At 60.3% G+C, this 19161-nt stretch carries 19 protein-coding genes; 16 read left to right on the top strand and 3 right to left on the bottom strand.

The features are described from left to right. Window positions 1–267 precede the first annotated feature (267 nt). Both BUA65_RS12915 and BUA65_RS12910 read left to right on the top strand, forming a co-directional pair. The gene (locus tag BUA65_RS12915) at window positions 268–2736 is read left to right on the top strand and encodes a TOTE conflict system archaeo-eukaryotic primase domain-containing protein (RefSeq protein ID WP_072870248.1); all 2469 of its coding nucleotides are present in this window, start codon (window positions 268–270) and stop codon (window positions 2734–2736) included. A 716-nt stretch (window positions 2737–3452) separates the two neighbouring features. Beyond that, entirely contained in the window at window positions 3453–5345 is a 1893-nt protein-coding gene (locus tag BUA65_RS12910) for an ATP-dependent helicase (protein WP_072870246.1), read from the top strand. Here BUA65_RS12910 and mazF read toward each other — a convergent pair. Together mazF and BUA65_RS12900 are read right to left on the bottom strand one after the other, a co-directional pair. Beyond that, on the bottom strand, window positions 5334–5681 hold the full coding sequence (gene mazF, locus BUA65_RS12905) for an endoribonuclease MazF (RefSeq protein ID WP_072870244.1): 348 nt from the start codon (window positions 5679–5681) through the stop codon (window positions 5334–5336). The two genes, BUA65_RS12910 and mazF, sit on opposite strands and share 12 nt — an antisense overlap. Then, window positions 5675–5908 (bottom strand): AbrB/MazE/SpoVT family DNA-binding domain-containing protein, encoded by a 234-nt coding sequence (locus tag BUA65_RS12900; RefSeq protein WP_072870242.1) that lies wholly within the window; start codon window positions 5906–5908, stop codon window positions 5675–5677. Before BUA65_RS12900 ends, mazF begins: the two co-directional genes overlap by 7 nt. Before the next feature lie 88 nt (window positions 5909–5996). Between BUA65_RS12900 and BUA65_RS12895 the strand changes: the two genes are divergently transcribed. Next, window positions 5997–7742, top strand: coding sequence for a DEAD/DEAH box helicase (locus BUA65_RS12895; protein ID WP_072870241.1), 1746 nt, complete (start codon window positions 5997–5999; stop codon window positions 7740–7742). A 33-nt stretch (window positions 7743–7775) separates the two neighbouring features. After that, the gene (locus tag BUA65_RS12890; RefSeq protein WP_084062405.1) at window positions 7776–9983 is read left to right on the top strand and encodes a DNA polymerase; all 2208 of its coding nucleotides are present in this window, start codon (window positions 7776–7778) and stop codon (window positions 9981–9983) included. 34 nt (window positions 9984–10017) lie between these two features. Here the strand turns inward: BUA65_RS12890 and BUA65_RS12885 are convergent, their stop codons facing one another. Continuing rightward, window positions 10018–10230 (bottom strand): helix-turn-helix domain-containing protein, encoded by a 213-nt coding sequence (locus BUA65_RS12885; RefSeq protein ID WP_072870239.1) that lies wholly within the window; start codon window positions 10228–10230, stop codon window positions 10018–10020. 169 nt (window positions 10231–10399) lie between these two features. Between BUA65_RS12885 and BUA65_RS12880 the strand changes: the two genes are divergently transcribed. The 12 genes from BUA65_RS12880 to BUA65_RS12825 all read left to right on the top strand — a co-directional run bounded on the left by BUA65_RS12880 (window position 10400) and on the right by BUA65_RS12825 (window position 19161). Next, a complete protein-coding gene (locus BUA65_RS12880; RefSeq protein ID WP_131821509.1) occupies window positions 10400–10855 on the top strand; it encodes an HIRAN domain-containing protein in 456 nt (151 codons plus the stop codon). Between the two features lie 43 nt (window positions 10856–10898). Further along, a complete protein-coding gene (locus tag BUA65_RS12875) occupies window positions 10899–11252 on the top strand; it encodes a hypothetical protein (RefSeq protein WP_072870235.1) in 354 nt (117 codons plus the stop codon). A 12-nt stretch (window positions 11253–11264) separates the two neighbouring features. Then, window positions 11265–12284 carry a metallophosphoesterase family protein gene (locus BUA65_RS12870; protein WP_072870233.1) on the top strand — a complete coding sequence of 340 codons (1020 nt, stop codon included), beginning with the start codon at window positions 11265–11267 and terminating at the stop codon, window positions 12282–12284. Next, window positions 12266–13846, top strand: coding sequence for an ATP-binding protein (locus BUA65_RS12865; RefSeq protein ID WP_072870231.1), 1581 nt, complete (start codon window positions 12266–12268; stop codon window positions 13844–13846). Before BUA65_RS12870 ends, BUA65_RS12865 begins: the two co-directional genes overlap by 19 nt. Beyond that, window positions 13818–14111, top strand: coding sequence for a hypothetical protein (locus BUA65_RS12860; RefSeq protein WP_131821508.1), 294 nt, complete (start codon window positions 13818–13820; stop codon window positions 14109–14111). The genes BUA65_RS12865 and BUA65_RS12860 overlap by 29 nt, the downstream gene beginning before the upstream one ends. A 64-nt stretch (window positions 14112–14175) precedes the next feature. Further along, window positions 14176–14733, top strand: coding sequence for an AAA family ATPase (locus BUA65_RS12855; RefSeq protein ID WP_131821507.1), 558 nt, complete (start codon window positions 14176–14178; stop codon window positions 14731–14733). A 228-nt stretch (window positions 14734–14961) separates the two neighbouring features. After that, entirely contained in the window at window positions 14962–15465 is a 504-nt protein-coding gene (locus tag BUA65_RS12850; RefSeq protein WP_072870226.1) for a Holliday junction resolvase RecU, read from the top strand. Between the two features lie 41 nt (window positions 15466–15506). Beyond that, the gene (locus tag BUA65_RS12845; protein ID WP_084062399.1) at window positions 15507–16022 is read left to right on the top strand and encodes a DNA N-6-adenine-methyltransferase; all 516 of its coding nucleotides are present in this window, start codon (window positions 15507–15509) and stop codon (window positions 16020–16022) included. Further along, window positions 15994–16395, top strand: coding sequence for a stage V sporulation protein S (locus tag BUA65_RS12840; RefSeq protein WP_072870224.1), 402 nt, complete (start codon window positions 15994–15996; stop codon window positions 16393–16395). Before BUA65_RS12845 ends, BUA65_RS12840 begins: the two co-directional genes overlap by 29 nt. Window positions 16396–16397: 2 nt before the next feature. Continuing rightward, window positions 16398–17534: a DNA polymerase III subunit beta gene (dnaN, locus tag BUA65_RS12835; RefSeq protein WP_072870223.1), complete on the top strand. Its 1137-nt coding sequence runs from the start codon at window positions 16398–16400 to the stop codon at window positions 17532–17534. Next, window positions 17534–18139, top strand: a complete 606-nt coding sequence (locus BUA65_RS12830) for a ParB/RepB/Spo0J family partition protein (protein WP_072870221.1) — start codon at window positions 17534–17536, stop codon at window positions 18137–18139. Before dnaN ends, BUA65_RS12830 begins: the two co-directional genes overlap by 1 nt. Further along, entirely contained in the window at window positions 18127–19161 is a 1035-nt protein-coding gene (locus tag BUA65_RS12825; protein WP_072870220.1) for a DUF4417 domain-containing protein, read from the top strand. Before BUA65_RS12830 ends, BUA65_RS12825 begins: the two co-directional genes overlap by 13 nt.

The raw sequence follows: 19161 nt of genomic DNA, 5'->3' as shown, positions 1-19161 counted from the left end.
AATTAGCCGACTTTCGCGTGGGTTCCCGGACGAGAACTGGAATAAATCCAGTTCCTGGCCGGCGGTTTAACGAACATAATCACCATGGGAGGTGAATTCGCTCCTTAAAAAAATTACTATATTTAGCAGAAGACAGTATTAGTTCAAGAGGATTTTTATGTCCAGGGGTGGTTCCCTTTTTGATTACCGTGGTGGGTAACTTTTTGATTGACACAACCACCGCAAAAACGGCCGGGATTTTTTCTTGGAGAGGAAGGTGCGTGCACTATGCCTTCAAAGCCTTCAAAAGAGTTAGCAGTCCTGGCCGTCAATTTCGACAACCTCTTCAAGGGGCGCGAAGACGCCCGCGGGGTGCTTGCACCTGATGGAAAAATTGAGTGCGTCAGGGGAGACTGGTCTGTCACCCACCTGATGGCCCACCTGGAAGGGCGGGAAAACCTGGCCGTCTACCCGGTAACGGACGACGGCACATGCCGTTGGGCGTGCGCTGACTTTGACAATAAAGACGACCCTGAAAGCACGCTTGACCGGGCGAAACTCTTGCGAAATGCGCTGTCCGAGGTGGGAATAACTTCGTGGCTGGAACGTTCTAAAAGTAAAGGGCACCACGTCTGGGTTTTCTTCGCCGGTGAGATCCCCGCTTCCCTGGCGCGGGCGCTGGTGTCCGCCGCGCTCAACTGCGCGGGCATCCCTCCGGGTGTTGGGAAAGGAACCCTCGTGGAAGTCTTCCCGAAACAGGAAAAACTTTCTCCCGGGCAGGTGGGCAACTGCGTGAACCTGCCGTACTTCGGCCCCGACGCGGCCGGAGGCAGGCGGGTCGTTATGGATGACGAGGGCAACGTAATGACCGCGGAAGAGTTCGCTTCTGCCGCCCTGAAAAACAGGGTCACGGTGGAAGCGGCGAAAACCGCCCTCGGTAAACTCCTGGAAAAACTCGAAAACAGGAGAAAAGGTTTTGACTCCGGCATGCCGGGGAAAGCAGGAGAAGCGGCGCTTTCACTGGAAACAACCGCCTCCCTGGTTAACCTCCTGGCCCCGCACTGGAAGCCTCCGCACAGGCACCACCTGGCTCTGGGGCTGGCGGGGCTTCTGGCCAAAAGGGGTTTCGCCCGGCGGACTGCGGAAGCCCTGATGCAAAAAATTGCCCACGAAGCGAAAGACGAAGAACCTGATGACAGGGTGACCGCCGTCCGGAACACTTACCGGAAACTGGCCGACGGAGAAGAAGTCGCCGGGGTGTCCTACCTGGCCGAGCGGCTGCCGCCGGAAACGCTGAGGGAACTACTGCGCGTGCTGAACCCGGAAAAAGCCGGGGAAACCCCGGACCCCGAAGAGGACATCAAAATTGTCGACGACGACACCCCGGCTTTCCTGGCGAAACCGCCGGTAAGGGGGCTGTTGAAGGAAATTACGGATTATTTCGCCCTGAGTACCGACGCCAACCTTGAAATCCGGATGGCGGCCGCGCTCTGCCTCCTGTCCCTGCTCATCGGGAGGCGGGTGTGGCTCCAGGAAGGCCGCCGGCGGACGTACCCAAACCTGTGGGTGTTCGTCATCGGCCCCAGTTCCGACACGCGCAAGTCGACCCTACAGCACCTGTGCAGGGAACTGTGGGAAGAAATCGTAAAAGACGAGACGGTGGCCGCGCACATGTTCCCCGAAAGAGGGGAGTACGAACAGGTAGACACGGGTATCAAGGATGATGAAAAGCCGAACGGCAGGTTGGCGATGAAAGAGCCTATATGGGATGACGACTTCTCCCCGGAAGCACTGAGCCACAAACTGGCGCTGATCACTGCAGTGTGCCGGTACACGGTGGGGATGGTGTTCACGGATGAAGCGGCCCTCCACCTGGAAGCACTGCAGAAAAAGGATTACCTCTCCGGCACTCTGGGCCAGATGCTCAAACTTTATGACTGCCCGCGCCGGACGGGGTTCGAGCGGCGCCAGGGCGGGAAGCGTGCGCCGTACCGGATCGAAAACGTGTTCGTGAACTGGTTCCTTGTGACGACGCCGCAGACGCTGACGGCGGCGGCCACGGATCAGATCAAGTACAGCGGTTTCTTCCAGCGGTGCTGCCTGGTTCCGGCCGGGCCGCGGGAGAAGGAACCCGAAGATTTCCAGCCGCCGGTGCCGGAGGAAGTCACACAAGCACTTGTCGAAAAGCTGAAAAGGGTCGCGATGGCAGGGCCTGCCGGAACGAGCTTCAGCGACGAAGCAAGGGAAGTCTATCTGAAGTTTGCCAGGGAACTGCGGAAATTCCGGCAGGAGAACGGGAACTTGCTCGAAGCGGAGCTCCTGGCCCGCCTGGACACTATTACGAAAAAACTTGCCCTTATCATGGAAGTGGCGAAGATGGCCGAGGAAGGGGAAATAGGGACGGGCGGGGAGTTCTTCTTCGACCCGGTGTGCACAGAAATAAAGATTTCAAGAGAGGCGGTGGAGCAGGCCATAGGGCTAGCGAGATATTTCTGGAAAGCAACGGCGTTTGTTGCGGAGAACTGGCTTTCGACCAGCGAGTTCATGGCAGAAAGGCGGATCGTCATGGACGCGCTGCAGAGAGAGGGGGGTAGTTGTTCGAAATCGGTTCTCTTGAGGAGGACGAAACTGCCGGTGAAGAAACTGGACGATATTTTGGCAACTCTCGTAGCCAGGAAAGAAATTGTAATCGAAAAAACATCCTATTCCAGGGGGACAAAAGGCGGCAGGACAAAACAAAACATCAGGCTTCTTTAATTGAGACACGTTCTCATTTTTTCGCGAAAAAGCCCTGGAAGCCTTGCGGCTCAAGGGCTGAGGGCGATCTCGTGGGAGAGGTTTTTTCACCTTTTTTCACCAAAAACAAGTGAAAAAACCGATCCCGCAAACCTTTGAAAATCAAGACTTCCGGGGATCGGGGGTAGGTTTTTTCACCTTTTTTCACCGGCGGGAAAAATCGCTGAAAGCCTTGATTTTCTAGGGCTGAACGGCTCTCGGAAGAGGTTTATTCACCAAAAACGTAATTTAAATATATGGTAAAGACCGAACTAAAAAATTTTTCGGTGAAAAAACCTCCTGAAAAAAGGGCTGAAAGCCTTGCGGCTCAAGGGCTGAAGACAATTTTAAAGCCGGTGAAAAAACCTCCCCCCTGAACCCGCAAAGCCTTGATTTTCTAAGGCGGAAGCCCACAGGTTTTTTCACCGGTTTTCGGTGAAAAAAGGTGAAAAAACCTCCCGTGGAAAAATGCCTTCAGCCCTTGCGGCTCAAGGCTTAGAGGGCATATTAAAAGACGAAAACGTAAAAGTGAAAAAACCTCTTATATACCCCTATATATAAGGTAATTCTTTCTTTATATGGTATATTACGGTTTTTCGTGTATACGAAAAAGGTATTTCTCCCCCGTCCCCATTAAGGCGTCAGAATATTCGGAATATATGGATGGAAGCGATTGGTTAAGGAGGTCTTCGAAAACCATGCTTCTCGAAAATTTGAACGAGACCCAGCGGGCCGCCGCCCTCCACGGCGAAGGGCCGTGCCTGGTGCTCGCCGGGCCGGGTTCCGGGAAGACCCGTGTTTTGACTTACCGTGCTGCCCGGCTTTTGAACGAGGGTAAATGCGCTCCGGAAAACCTTCTTCTCGTAACCTTCACGAAAAAGGCCGCGGAGGAGATGAAAGAGCGCCTTCACGCCCTGGTCGGAGACGCAGCGAATATCGCTTTCGTCGGCACCTTCCACAGCTTCTGCTATTCGGTGCTGCGGGATCTGAACCCGCGGCTCGACGTGGTGGAGGGATACAAAAAGAAGAAGCTTTTCAGGGAAGCCCTGGCCGCAACGGGCCTGTCCGATTTGCTGGACCTGGCCGAGGTCATGCGAAAAGTGGGCTTGCTGAAAAACGAACTGGTGACGTGGGAAGATTACTCCGAAAATCTCCGGAGGGAGAAGGAGAAGTCAGAAACCGAATTGGCCCTGGCCCGCGTATACCGTAAGTACGAGGAATTGAAAGCCGCAGAAAACCTGGTGGATTTCGACGACATGCTCCTCATGGCCTACAGGGCGTTTTCGGAGGAAGAAAATTTACTTCGCTACTGGCGCAACCGCCTCCGTTTCGTCATGGTGGACGAGTACCAGGACACCAACCGGGCGCAATTCGAAATCCTGAAGCTCCTCGTGCCCCCGCCGGACGGGAACCTGTTTGTCGTGGGTGATGAAGACCAGTCAGTCTACAAGTTTCGTGGGGCACATCCCGAATACACTTTAGACTTCGAGAAGACCTACCCGTCAGCGGAAGTCTTCGCTCTGGACGTGAATTACCGTTCCACGGCGAACATCGTTTCGCTGGTCAACGCGGTCATCGAAAAGAACAGGTTCCGCAGGGCGGACAAGCCTGCGGTAAGGCCAGTCAACGGCGCGGGGCCGGACGTGGTCTTCGTGCGGGCGAAAGACGAAATTGCCGAGGCGGAAGAGGCCGTTTCGGAGATCGAAAAACTTAAGGCCGACGGTATCCCTCTTGGCGAGATCGCCGTACTCTACCGCACCAACGTTCAGGCGCGGCCTTTCGAGGAAGAACTGGTCGCGAAAGGCATTCCCTGCGTGGTGTACGGCTCGTGCGGCTTCTGGGACCGCAAGGAGGTCCGGGACATACTGGCCTACCTGCAACTCGTCCATGACCCGGATTCCGCAGCGGGTGATGAGGCTGTGGAGAGGGTGATCAACGTCCCAACCCGCTACCTGGGGCGGAAATTCCTCGACGCGGCGAGGCTTCACGCATCAAACCGTAAAATTTCCCTCTACCGCGCCGTCCCTGAAGTCGGGTTCGGTAACCGCAAACAGCAGAAAGCGGCAAGAGAATTTTTTGAACTCATTGAAGGCCTCCGCCGCCGGAAGCTTCCCCCGGCCGCGCTGATCCGGGCCGTTATCGGTGAAACCGGATACGAGGATTACCTGAGGCGCGAGGAAGGCTTAACTGAGGACGCCGACAGCGACCGGCTGGAACACCTGGAGGAATTGAAGCGTGCCGCTTCCCGGTTCGACAACGTCGGGGAATTTCTGGCTCACGCCGAAAACGTCCGGAAAGCCGTCCTTTCGAAGAACGAAAACGGGGCGGACCTGGACGCCGTGCGGCTGATGACCCTTCACCGGGCTAAAGGGCTGGAGTTCCGGGCCGTGTTCGTGGTCGGGGTAACGCAGGGAAAGTTACCGCACCACCGCTCGGACGACGAGGAGGAAGAGCGAAGGCTCTTTTTCGTCGGTCTCAGCCGGGCGAAAGAATACCTGTACGTTTCCCATTTCGGGAAGCCGAGCGAATTTTGGGAAGAAGCGGTGAAAGCAGTAAGGGGCGGGGATAGCACCGTCCGGTCACTCGATTAATGTACGGATTTTGGCGAGAGTTTCTGCGAGAACCTCCGCCGGGGCTCTGCAGGCGAATTCAGCCCGCCTCGCCCGCCAGTCCAGGCTTTTAATTTGATCCGCCAGGACGGCCCCGGAGACCTTTAATTTTTCCGGCAGTTCAACTTCAAAAGGATACCCTTTTATTTTTGTGGTTATCGGGCAAAAGAGGGCCAAGCCGACCTTTTCATTGTAAACACGGGGGGAGACGACCAATGCCGGCCGCCTTCCCGCTTGTTCGTGGCCGGCTTGTGGATTGAATTGCAACCATACTATGTCGCCGCGTTTCGGAATATACGGCTTTTTGTCGCTTACCATGCTTCCCGCCCTACCGAATGACCGGTGTCTATCTCAGTATGAAGGTTTTCGGATGTGACCTGAGAGAGAAGCGTATTCAGGTCATATTTTTTCTTACGGATGACGATAGTGTCATCCACTATCTCCAATATAACGGGTGTTCCTTCAGTGAAGCCGACTTTTTCGATAATTGATTTCGGAATACAGATGCCTAAGCTGTTTCCCCACTTTGCGATCTGGCTTTGCATGTGCCTGCCCTACCCCTTTCGAAGAGGTGTTTATACAAAGTATATACCAGCCTAAGAAAGTTCGCAACCAGAAACGGGGGACAAATAAATGTTTGAACTCCGCCCTTACCAGAAAGAATGCCTCGAAAAGATAGACGCCGCGAAAGAACGCGGCGTTTACCGTCCGTTGGTTGTATGGCCTTGCGGAGCTGGGAAAACGTGTCTGTTTTCGAGCGTTATCAAGTCCCTTTTCGAATCCAACCCCGCTTCCCGCGCCCTGGTTCTCGCCCACAGGGACGAGTTAATCCAGCAGGCCCGGGACAAGCTCCTCACCGTGTGGCCGGGCGCGGCCCCGCTGGTAGGTGTGGTTAAGGCGGAACAGAACGACGTGGCTTCGAAAATTACCGTGGCATCGGTGCAATCTCTTTATCAAACAGCCAGGTTGGAAGCGTATCTTCGGCATGGGATGCCGGAGTTGACGGTTACTGACGAAGCCCACCACGCTGCGGGAGGGAGAACTTACCGCCGCATCTACGAAACCCTCTCCCTCCTCCCCGGCCAGGACACCGGCGGCCGCATGCACCTGGGCGTCACGGCCACCCCGGATCGGCTGGATAAAATCGGTCTCAAGCACGTTTTCGACGAGGTGATCCACGCGCTGACAATCGGGTTCATGATCGAATCTGGCTACCTCGTCCCGGTCAGGGGCGTCCTGGTAAACGTGGGGTTCGACCTGGACGGGGCCGCCGTGAACTCTGAAACCGGGGACTTTTCGGATTCCTCTCTTGCGCGAGTAATGGAATCCCCGGCGGTCGTCGAGGCGATAGCGAGGGCCTGGGTCGAGAAGGGTGAAAACCGCAAGACCGTCGCTTTCGCGCCTTCCGTGCGGATGGCGGGGGAACTTGCCGAAGCACTGCGGGGTATGGGCGTGGCGGCGGCTTTCGTTTCCGGGGATACTCCGGAACACGAGAGGCGGGAATTGCTCAGGCAGTTTTCGGACGGGGAAATTCGGGTCCTCGCTAATTGCATGGTATTGACTGAGGGTTTCGATTGTCCCGACATCGAGTGCATCCTCATGGCCCGGCCTACGAAATCCCGTGCTCTCTACCAGCAGGCGGTCGGTAGGGGCCTCCGCCCCGCCCCCTGGGCCGGAAAGGCGGACTGCCTCGTGCTGGATGTGGTGGGAAACAGCCTCAAGCACAAACTGGTCACGGTAGCCTCGCTGGAAGGGAAAGAACCAGGCGCGGCTCCCGAAACCTCCGAAAGGGCCTCCGAAGAAAGCGGGCTGAAATCCCGCCAGATGACGCTGTACGCCGGGACGGAAAAAGTCGTCGGGTTGATCACCGGCTTCGGCTGGCTGAAAATGCGGGAAGACCTTTTCGCCCTGTACGCTTCAGACCGGAACGTGGCGGTTCTGGTGCGGAAGAAAGGCGACACATGGCAGGCCCTGGCGAAGGACTTCAACGTGGAGGGGATGGCCGGGGTACAGGTGCTTTCCGAAGGACCCGACCGCGGGTACGTTTTCGGGGCGGCCGAGAACTACGCGGCTGTCGTGGGGGACTCCAACCTCCTCCGGGAAGACCGGGAGTGGCGGAACAGGCCTCCGAGCGAAGCGCAGGTGAGTTTCCTGGAGCGGATGGCGGCACGCCGCGGCTTGCGTGACTTTGTCCCTCCCGCCACGAGGGGGGAGGCTTCCGACCTGATCACGAAATGGCGGCTGGAAGAACTGCTGGCGCCGCCTACGGAAAAGCAGGTGTACGCCTTAAAACGCGCCGGGTTGTGGGAACCGGGCCTGACAAAGATAGAGGCTTCGCGAAGAATCGTACGGTTAAAAAAGACGGCGGCGTCGTTTTGAGTCCCGGTTGCAAGAAGGGAAAGGGGATCTTCAATGCTTGAAACAACTTACGCTGCAACGCTATCCTCCTGGGCCATGTCGCGGGTGGAAGGAATTCTGGATTTGGTGAAGAAGGAATGTTCATCCGACGGCGGGCGTCCTTTCGCGTGGGCCAGGGAGAACCGGCCCGACCTGACGGAGAAGCTTGCCGTAGAAGAAACCCGTGTCCACGAAGCCTTTGAAAAGGTCGTCGAAGACCCCTCCCTGGTGGGAGAATTCGAGGCGGCCTGTACGGCCTGGAAAGACGTCCTCATGGAAATTATCCGTGCATACCGGGAGGTCAAAGGCGTGGTTCGTACGAAAAACGGTCAGGAAAATACCGGCAGGGCAGTTACCGCCGGTTCGACCGGGAATGAACGTTCCCGCGGGGCTGCCGTATTTTCAATACATCCGGAAGCGGCACTGAACCCCGAAATTGTCCTGATCGCCTCGGTCGAGGAGCTCCGCTCCGCGCTGGCCGAGGTCGCGGCGGCGGGCGTTTGCGGGCTGGACACCGAAACGGCGGGCCCGGGCAAAAAGGGTGGACTCGACCCATACATCGGGGAAATCCGCTTCGTACAGATGGCCGTGCCGGCGGCGGAAGGCAGTGTTAAGTCGTTCGTCGCGGACATGTACCGGGTAAAAGACTTTACCCCGTTCTGGGAATTTTGGAATGACCACAACATCTTGAAAGTTCTCCACAACGCCAAATTCGACCTGAAGTTTTTCAGAAAACACCTCGGCCGGCGGCTACCGCCGGCCCGGTTGTTCGATACCATGCTGGCCAGTCAGCTGCTGGCCTGCGGGTTGGACGTCGGGAGCCATTCTCTGGCGGCGTGCTGCCGGAGGTTTTTAGGCATTTCCCTGGACAAAGAAGAGCGGCTTTCGGACTGGTCTTCCGGAGAGCTGAGCGAGTCCCAGATCGCGTACGCGGCCAGGGATGCGGCGGTACTTCTGCCTTTAGCCGCGGCGGAAATGAAGGCGCTGACTGCAGAAGGGTTGAACCGCGCCGCGAAAATAGAATTCGATGTCGTCCTCCCTACGTCGGAACTGGAATATGCCGGTATACCTTTCAACAGGGATCTCTGCCGGAAACTGATGGAAGAGGAAGACGCGCGGGCCGGGGAAGTCCGGGCGAAGCTGATGCAGGAACTTGCCCCGGCGCTGGAGCAGGGAATTTTCGGGGTGCGGGAAATAAACCCGAACAGTCCGTTGCAGTTGCTTCCCGTATTGAAGGCGCTGGGTGTGGACGTACCGAACACGATGGACGACACCTTGCGTTTAATGTACCCCGACCACCCGGCGGTCAGGGCCTTGCTGGAGTACCGGAAGTGCGAGAAGCGTTTGGCGGCCTTTTTGAGGCCGTACCTGGAGGCGGTGCACCCGGTGACGGGACGGATACATGCCGAGTTCGTGCAGATCAACAAAAACGGGGTGGGGAGGTTTTCGTGTCGTTCGCCCAACCTCCAGCAACCGCCTAGAGAGAAGAGGTTCCGGGAAGTCTTCGCGGCTCCGGAAGGCAGGAAGTTCGTCGTTTGCGACTACGGGCAGATCGAACTGCGGATAATGGCATGGTTGTCGAAGGACGCGAAAATGGTGGAGGCCTACCGCAAAGGGCTGGACCTGCACACCATGACGGCGGCGATGACCGCCGGGGTTTCGCCGGAAGAAGTCACAAAGGAAATGCGGCAGCGGGCCAAAGCCTGTAATTTTGGCATGATATATGGAATGAGCGCCAAAACCTTCCAGCAGTATGCAAAAACCAGTTACGGAGTCGATATGTCCGAGGAGGAGGCCGCCTCTCTCCGCGAGGCTTTTTTCCGCGCGTATCCAGGCGTGGCGGCCTGGCACAGGAGACAAAAGGCCTTCGCCCAAGCGAACCGGTTTGTACGGACGGTTTCCGGCCGCAAGCGGAAGTGGCCGGAGGGAAAAGACTTTCCGATCACTCAAGCGTACAACACCCCCGACCAGGGGACGGGAGCCGACGTTTTAAAAACGGCTATGTTTTACATTTACAGGAGCCTGTTCTCCCGCGGGTGGGAAAACGTGGAGATTGTCAATTCCGTCCACGACGAGATAATTCTCGAATGTCCCGGGGACCTCGCGGAAGAGGTGGCCGGGCTGGTGAAGGCCGACATGGAGGCTGCCTGGTACGACCTTATGGGCGACGAGGTTCCGATAGAAGCGGAACCCGTAGTCGGGACTTCGTGGGCCGATAAGTGAAGTGCGGTCGGGTTTGGTGTTTTTCACCTTGAGATCAATTCCGTTCCCGCTTCTTGACATGCTGGATCACGTCCTGGATCTCGCAGTCCAGGAAGCCGCAGATTTTGTCGAGCGTCTCCATCGAAACGTATTCGCCCTTGCTTATTTTAGCCAGGGTGGCCCCCGAAATGCGGAGCTTTTCCCGGAGGTCCTGAAGTTTCAGGTCCTTGTCGATAAGCGTTTTGAGCAAAGGCTTGTACGTGAACACGGTTTCTCCCTCTTTCTCAAAACCTTTTGTAAGATATTATAACCGAAAGGTTTAGAATTGAAAACAAAAAGTTTTAAAAACCTCTTGACGGGAGGTTTATTTTCGTCTACAATAGGTTTAGAAATCTAAACTTTTAGTTAAGGTTATCTAAAAAGGGGGCTGCTCGCAGATGCTCGACCGTTCTCTCGTCTTCACCCTCGCAAATAGGCTCTGCAGGCTTGGGGTTCCCCGCCCGGACGCACTACGTCGGGCCTGGAGGATGATCAAACAAAAAAGGTTTGCCACCAGGGTCGCGGGCGTTACCTTCGGTCGGCGCCAGGAGGCGCTGGCAAGGCTGGTGAAGTACCCTGCCGGCGCTGTGCGGTTCCGACTGGCACGCGAGCCGAACGGGTTCGACCCGAACGCCGTGGCAGTGTACGCGGAGGTGGCCGGGAAAGGCCGGTACAAAATCGGGTACCTCCCGCGCGGGGCCGCAGCGCTTTTTTCGGCGGTCCTGGACAGAGAGGGAACGGCGGTCCGGGTGGCGGAGGGTCGGGTCACCGGCGGCCGGTACGCCGGGTGGAACCGCGGTTTGAACCTGGTGCTGGAGCTGGCCGGGTGCGCGGACGTGCGGGAGGCGGCATAAGTCTACGGTGTTCTAAAATTTTTTCCGTGAAGAGGTGGGTTCAATGCCAAAAGTGATCAGGAGGGTGCCGGCGGAATACGTTGTTGAACAGATCGGCGGCGGGGTTATATGCCCCAACTGCGGGGCCGGCAACTGGAAGAGGACTACTCCGGAGAAGTGCTCCATTTGCGGAACGATGGAAGTGCCGGACCCTGTCAGGTACATCGAAAGGCGAATCCCGGGCTATGTGGAAGTGCGGTGCGACTGCGGCAATACCGTCATCTGTGACGGTTTCACCAATACTTGTGAACGGTGCGGGCGGGATTATAACTGGAACGGGACGTTGCTCGCCCCGCGCAGTCAGTGGGGTGAAGAAACCGGGGAAACGGAAGCGGACATATTCCTGGGCGCTGAATAGGGGGCGGTAAAAATGCGGCTGCTGTATTTCACCGACACTCACCTCCGGGGCACCGCGCCAGCGGCCCGCACGGACGACTTCGCGGCCGCCGTCAGGGCCAAACTGGCGGAAGTGGTCCGGCTGGCTAACGAATTAAGCGTTTCCGCTGTCCTCCACGGAGGGGACTTGTTCGACCTTCCGGAACCCGGTCTGGGCCAGGTGGGGGAATACCTGGAAATACTGCGGGGGGGCCGCGCACCGCTCTTCGTGGTGCCGGGGAACCACGACGTTTACGGCCACAACCCGTCCACCCTCCCCCGCACCCTCCTGGGCTTCCTGGCCAGGATGGGCCTGGTCCGTTTGCTGGACCGGGAGCCGATGTACCTGGAGGGCGGAGGGGTCAGGCTCCAGCTTACCGGCCGGGGCTACCACGCGGGGATCGACCGCCGTGACCCGGCCCTGGACTACGCCGTGGAGAAACGGGACTGCGATTTCGCTATTCACGTGGCGCACGGTATGCTGCTGCCCCGTTCCGTCATCTCTTCGGCCCCCTTCCTCCCGGCGGCGACGCCCGCGGAGGACGTTCTGGAAGCCACGAAAGCGGACGTCACCCTGGTCGGACACTATCACATGCCCTGGGAGGTTTGGCTGAATGGCAGGGTGGCGCTGAACCCCGGCGCGCTGGTGAGACTCTCCGCCCACCCGGACGAGATCGCGAGGACGCCTCAAGTGCTGGTGCTCGAATGTACCGGGAGCGGCATTTCGCACCGGTACGTGCCGCTGGAGTGCGCGAGGCCAGGCGAAGAGGTGCTGAGCCGCGCCCACCTGGACGCGGCGCGGGCCAGGGAGGAGAGCCGCGCGGCGTTCCTTGCGGGCCTGGAATCGTTCCGGGGGGAGCGGTTCGCGGTCATGGAGCCGGAGGAAGTGCTGGGGGAGGTCCTGGCCCGGACGGGCGCGGGGCCGGAAGTGGAAGCGGAGGTCTGGCGGAGGTTCCAGGTGCGGATGCGGGTCTCAACGAAGAGTGGTGAAAGACAATGTTCATCGATAAACTGACCATCGAAAACTTCCAGTCCCACCGGCACACTGAAATAAAGCTCTCACCCGGCGTCACCGTACTGGTCGGCGAGTCCGACGCCGGCAAGTCGGCGGTAATCCGCGCCCTGAGGTGGCTTTTCCTGAATGAGCCGCGGGGTTCGGGTTTCGTCCGCCAGGGTGCGTCCGGGTGCCGGGTAGCCGTTCGGTATTCCGACGGCACCGGGGTTGAGCGCCGGAAGGACGGGGGGCGCAACGTTTACACCGTCACGCGGGCGGGCGGGCCGGAGGACGTTTACGAAGGATTCGGTGCTTCTGTACCTGATGAAGTCGCAAACGTCACCGGCGTCCGGCGAATCGATGCGGGCGGGGCGTCCTTCGCGCCCAACGTGGCCGGCCAGCTCGACCCTCCGTTCCTCCTTGGCGAGCCCGGCTCCGTGGGCGCGGCGCTCCTGGGGTTGCTCTCCCGGGCCGACGTGTTCGACGCCGCGCTGAAGGACACGCTGGCGGACACCGCGAGGCTCCGGAGGGAAGCCCGGGCGCTGGAGGACGAAATCGCCTCCCTGGACGGGGAGCTGGAAAAGTACGCCGACCTGCCGCGGTGGGAGGAAGCCCTGGGGGAAGCGGACCGCCTGCTTGAGGAAGCCGGGGCCGCTTCCGGAAGGAAAACCGTGCTGGAACGGCTTTTTTCGGACCTGGCCGGGGCGAAAGCCTCCCTGGTGGAGGCAAAAAAGGTGCTCGTGGCCGCGGCGGGACTGGACGCGGCGGCGGCCCTCCTCGCGGAGGCGGACGCGGATGCGGCAGTGCGGAGCGCCCTGTCCCGGCTCCGCGGCGAAATCCTCTCCCTGCGGGGTGAGCTGAAGCGCGCGGGGGAAACACTGGATGCCGCCCGGGGGTGTCTGGAGGCCGGGGCTATTCTTGAAATTGCCGGTACCCATGTCCGGGAACTGGCGGCGCTGAAGGCCGCGATAGATGACGCGGCCCGGCTTCGCCGCGAGGTCCGCGTTTTCGGGGAAATCGCCGGGGCCGCGGCGGGCGCGGAAGCCGCGGGTTCTGCCCTGGCTGAGGTTGCGGCTCTCCAGGAAAGGAAGGCACGTCTTATGCTGGCGGCCGCCGGGATGAAGGAAGCGGCCGGGCAGGCGGCGGCGTCTACCGGGATTCTGGGGAAGACGGAAGGCGTCGGTGAAGCTGAAAGCCTCCTGGTGCAGGTTGAGAATGACCGGAAATGGTTTGTGATACTGGCGGATTTGCAGTGCCGGCTGCAGAAAGCGGGAAACCTTTTCAAAGAGTCCGCCCGGGTCGCCGGGGCGGGGGAAGCGGTCGGTGAGGCCGGGGACCTTGTAGACGCCCTGTTATCGCTGGTCGGTAAGCGTGACGCATTGGCCTGTGCGCTGGGCGAGTACCGGCGGACGGAGTCCGAGGTCGCCGCGGCCGCCGAACGGGAAACCGAAACCCGGGCGGTTTTGGAGCGGAGGGCGGAAGAACTGGGGAGCTTGCTGAAGGAACTAGGCCGGTGCCCGGTGTGTCTTAATAAAATCGAGGGGGAGGATGTCCGTGAAATCGTTGAACAGCTTGTCAGCTGACCGGGAAGAGTATAGGATCGCCCAGCTGAAAAAGCGCGTCGAAGAAGCGAAAGCCGCCCGCGCCGCGGCGGTCGCCCGGAAGGAGATGGCCGAGAAGCGGCTGGCCGAAGTGGAGGCCCAGATCCGGGCGATGGGCGTGGAGCCGGACAGGGTCGAGGAAGAGATCGCCCGGCTGGAGCGCGAGATCGCGGAGAAGATTCAGCGGGTCGAAGAACTGCTGAGGCCGTTCGAGGAGCTGGTTGCCCGTGCTGGCGTCCCTGACTGAGAGAGCGGCGCTCGTCCGCGCGGAGTACGAAAGGCGCCGCGGCCGCTTCGAGCAACTGTCCGAGATGAGGCGGCACAAGGCCTCCCGCCTGTCCGAAGTGGAGCGGGAGACTGCCCGGTTGGAAAAGGTGGCGGACGTGTTCCGCGCCGCTTCTGAGGCGGCCCGCGAGAGGGCGCGGCAGAAAGTGGAACGGGTGGTCACGGACGCCCTCCGGGCCGTGTTCGGGCCGGGTGTCGAGTTTGCCGCGGAGATCGTGGACCGGCGCGGCCGCCCGGAAGTCGAGTTTTCGATAATTTCCGATTACGGCGGTGCTCACATCAGAACGCCGGTCCTGGACGCCCGGGGAGGCGGGGTCGTGGACGTGGTCTCCCTGGCCCTGCGGGTGCTGGTAGCCGTTGCTACGTCTCCCCCGCAGGCTCCCGTTCTCCTGGACGAGCCGGGCAAGCACCTCTCGGAGGGCTACAGCCGCGCCCTAGGGGAGCTCCTCAAGGCCGTGGCGCGGGAGACCGGACGGCAGTTCGTGGTGGTGACGCACGACCCGAGGCTGTCCGAGGCGGCGGAAGCCGTGTACCGGGTGGATATAGCGGGCGGGGAGTCAAAGGTCTATAAGATAAATGGATGATGAGAGAGGTGGTCACAATGGTCAGTTACGGCAGGAGCTGCCGGTTGAGCGCGGTGTCGGTCAACAAGCACTACAAGCCGAAAAGGTGCCCTAGGTGCGGGAGCGTTTTTGTACCCTTGAGCGGGCGGGCGCTGTACTGTTTCAGTTGCCGGCGGTAACGGTTCAATTAACTTCGTAATGCCTGTACGCTGACGCACGAAAAAACTCTTTTCCGAGGTAGGGATAAAGATGCGTGCTGTTTATCAAGCCAACCGCGGACAGGCGTTGGAAGACCTGATAAAGCTAGCCAACGACCGGTACCGCTCCCGGAAGCTGGCCGTCATTCACAAGGTCCCCACGGCCTGGGTTCCCATCCGGGGGCCGGGAGGGAAAATAGTCAGCGCCAAGGTGGAGGAGAAGGCCTCTGTAGATTTTCTGGGCCACGTTCTCCTGTCTTCCGGGCCGCTCCCCTTGGCCTTCGACGCAAAGGAGGTGTCCAGGGGTGACCGATGGCCTCTATCGAAGCTCGAACCGCACCAGTATGAATATTTAAGAGACTGCGCCCTCACCGGGGCGTTTTCTTTTGTTCTGATAGGCTTCTGGGAACTGGAGCGGTTTTTCATTTTACCGTTTCCGGAGCTAGAGAGGCGCTGGGCGGCGTGGAAGGACAGGACCGGTCCGGCGTCGGTGCGTGCCGGGGAGTCAGGGTTGGTGGAAGTGAAATTTTGGGATTACTTGAGTTTTGTATTGTAGGTTAGCGGATTTCCGACATCGGAACCAGGGGAAATAATGGGATGTTTAACAAAAGCATGTTTTCTTCACAAACCGGGGAGTGGGAAACCCCAGCTTCATTTTTTGCCGTGTTGGATTCCGAATTCCATTTCACTCTGGACGTCTGTGCCCGTCCGGAAAACGCGAAGTGTCCACGGTTTTTCTCTCCCGAGCAGGACGGCCTACGGCAGTCCTGGGCCGGTGAAATCTGCTGGATGAACCCACCCTACGGCCGGGAGATCGGGAAGTGGGTGCGGAAGGCTTTCGAGGAAGCGCAGAAGGGTGCGGTGGTGGTCTGTCTGCTTCCTTCACGCACGGACACCCGCTGGTGGCACGACTACGTGATGCGGGCCGCGGAGATCAGGTTCGTTGAAGGCCGGTTAAAATTCGGCGGCGCATCCAGCGGTGCCCCGTTCCCCTCGGCGGTCGTAGTCTTCCGGCCCGGCGAACACCAGCTCAAGGTGCGTTCTATGCACGCCAGGATTCCAAAAAGAAAGGAGTGGAAAGACAGTGCCGCGTGTCAAACTCAAGGGCCGTGAACCGGTGAGGTTCAGGCCCTATTTCATGGCGCCGCCAGCGCCAAGCAACGGCGGCGCGCAGCGCAAAAATCAATCGGATGAAGCCCGCCCGCCGCTGGTCTTCCACACGCGCGTGGCCTCCGCGTCCGACCCGGAAAAGGTTGCCGGCTCCATAGCCAAGGCGCTGGCCGAGGGGCACGGCGTGGAGGTGCGGGCTACGGGCGAGGCCGCGCTCGCCCGGCTTCTCCTGGCCCTTGGCCTGGCCCAGGCGTTCACGCGCAAGAACGGCGGCGCCGCCCTGGTGGAAGTGGACGAAGTCGACCTCGACGGCGATTCCGTTCGCGTGTCGGTATCAGGCCGCTGGCATTCAAGAAATAAAAGGGGTGACCTTTAAAAATGCCTGATGTCATCTGCGTTGACCGCGCCTGCCTGTCCGGAGCGGTCCAGTTAGCCCGGAAAGCGGTTTCGGTACGTTCCCCGCTCCCGGTGCTTTCATGCGTCCGGCTGGCTTCCGGCGGGGAAACCCTGACGGTCGCCGCGACGGACCTGGACAGGGAGATCGAGGTCGCGGTACCCTGCCGGGGCGGTGACTTCGAAGCCGTGCTCCCCGCGAAAGAGCTGGCCGAACTTTTGCGGCTTCTTCCCGATGGGGAAATCGAGTTCGAGAAGGACGGGAACGGCGCGGTAGTGCGCTACGCCGGGAACTCAGCGCAAATCAGCGGCTTCCCGGCGGACCAGTTCCCCCAACGGCCGGAGAACGCCCGGCTCGCCGGGTTTTCCACCGGCGCCGGGGACTTGAAGGACGCCCTGAAGCGGGTGGTTTTCGCCGCTTCGGACGACCCGACCCGGCCCGCGTTCTCGGCAGTCTGCGTCGACCTCGAGGGTCCGGGGGTAAGGTTCACCGCCACGGACACCTACCGGCTGGTGACCCTTCCGCTGGAAGTCCGGCGGTTCGGGGAAGAGCGGAAGGGCGTCCTGCTGCCGAAGGGGGCGGTTAATGACCTAATCGGCGTGCTGGGGGCCCTGGAGGGAGACGGGGAAGCGGAAGTCTTTTTCGACCAGTCGGGGGCCGAGGTGCGAGCTGGCAGCGTGAGGGTGTGGTTTCGATTAGTCGCCGGTGTTTTCCCGCCGGACACGGCGCGTTTTTTCGACGTGCCGCATTCTTTCGCCGCGGAGGTCCCCGACAGGCGCGGTTTCGAGTCAGCGCTCCGGCGCGCCGGAGTGTTCGCGGAGTGTGACAAAACTAAGGCTCCCACAGTTCACCTCCACTTCTCCGGCAACACGCTGACCGTGTCCGGCGGTTCCGACAGGGGCGGCGTTTTCGAGAAAATCCCGGCTGTCGTTGGCGAAGGAGGGGAACTCCGCGACAGCTTCAATATCAAATACCTCCTTGACATACTGGAAGCATTAAAGTCGGAAAGTGTTTTGTTCAAGTTCTGTCGGGATACCGGGACAAACCCCTACGCGCTGATCGCGCCGTCCGGACAGGGGGAGGACAGTTACCGGGCAATTGTACTGCCGGTGAGGAAATAATGCCTGGCGAAGCAATCCAGCTTTCCCTGGATTTCGGGATACCTGCTACGCCTCCGGGGCCGGAGACATCTTTGTCTCATTCGAAGACGGTTGGTGACGTCCTCCCCCTGCCCGGCACCGAGGACCTCCGCCCCGAGTTCCGCCTGGTTTCGCCGGACGAAATCCAGGCGGACCCGCGTCAGCCGCGGCGCAATTTCCCGCGGGAAGGGTTACTCGATCTCGCGGCCAGCATCGCCCGGGTGGGGCTCATAGAGCCCCTGGTGGTGGAGGAGAACAGGGGACCCGGAAAGAGGTATGTCATCATAGCCGGGGAGCGGCGCCACCGGGCTATTATGCTGGGCCGGGAACTCTGGCCGGACAACCCGCACTTCCGGGAGGTGCGCTGCCTGGTGTATCCGCCCCTGCCCGGCGAAGTGAGAGCGGCGTTCCAGCTGGAGGAGAACTTGAAGCGGTCCGGGCTCAGTCCTTACGAGGTTGCAGCCGGGCTGCACCGGGCCAGGCTGGCCATGGCCGGAGGCGGGAGGCGGCCCGCACCCGCCTGGGACGAAGTGCTGGCGGCGCTGGGCGTTTCCCCGGGGAAGGAGACGAGGAAATGGCTTCGCTGAAGTCCTCCTGCAACTGCGACGACTGCCGGTTCTACAACCTCTGCGGCGGTTGCCACCCGGAATGCAACCACGCCGGGTGCGCCAGGCCGTGCTTTTCCTGCCCGGTGCGGTGCCGACGCCGGGAGGACGTGGAGGCATGGATCAGGGACGTGGGGGGTACCCTGGACCTCTCCTTCCCCCGCGCGTTAGACTGGCCCCCGGTACCGGGAGACCTTCCTCCCGTGATCCCGGAAGTGGACGGCTACCGCACGGCGGAATACGACGCCGCGGCGAATTACCCGGCGTACGCCGTCGGCGCCTCCCGGGTCTTTTCGAAGAAAGGCGCGGGCCTACGCCCGAGGTGGCGGGGCCGCCGGGCTGCCGGGGTACTGGGCCTGCCCCCGGAAAAAAAGGTGGTGTTGCACATGTTCGGCCCCGACGAGCTGATCGAGCGGCTCTGGACGGAACAGTTCCGCTGCCGGTTGTGGGACCAGGTGGCGGGGGCGGGGTTCGCCCTGGTCCTGGGGCCGAACTACAGCGTCTACGGCGAACACCCCCGCTTCGAGCATCTTATCAACATGCGGCGGAGCCTCCTGGCGGCCGTACGGCTGGCCTCCCTGGGAGTGCCGACCGCGCCCAACGTCTACTGGTGGACGGAAAGAGACCTGGAACGGTGGTGCGACTGCGTGGAGAAACTGAATATCCCTGCGGTTGCTGTCAACGCCCAGACCTACCGGACGGAGAAGGACTGGGCGTTCCTGCTTGCCGGGCTGGAGTATATGGGCGCGAGGCTCGGTGACAGGGTGACCCTGTTTCTGAACGGGCTGTCCCGGCCGGAGAGGGTCGCCGCTGCCCGGAAGGCGGTCCCCCGCGTGGTTTTCGTGAGCCGCGACCTCCAGATGCGCGCCCAGCACGGGAGACTTTTCGGGGCGCGTAGAGGCGAGTATGCTTACGGGGAAGCGCCCGCACTATTCAGAAAAAACGTTGAACTGTTCCAGCAAAATCTACGCTTGCCAGCCCTTGACAATGTAGTGCAATCATGA

Source organism: Desulfofundulus thermosubterraneus DSM 16057, from assembly GCF_900142025.1.
Lineage (GTDB): Bacteria > Bacillota > Desulfotomaculia > Desulfotomaculales > Desulfovirgulaceae > Desulfofundulus > Desulfofundulus thermosubterraneus.
Note: the sequence above shows the minus strand (reverse complement) of the source record. Positions and strands in the feature narration are given on the sequence as shown.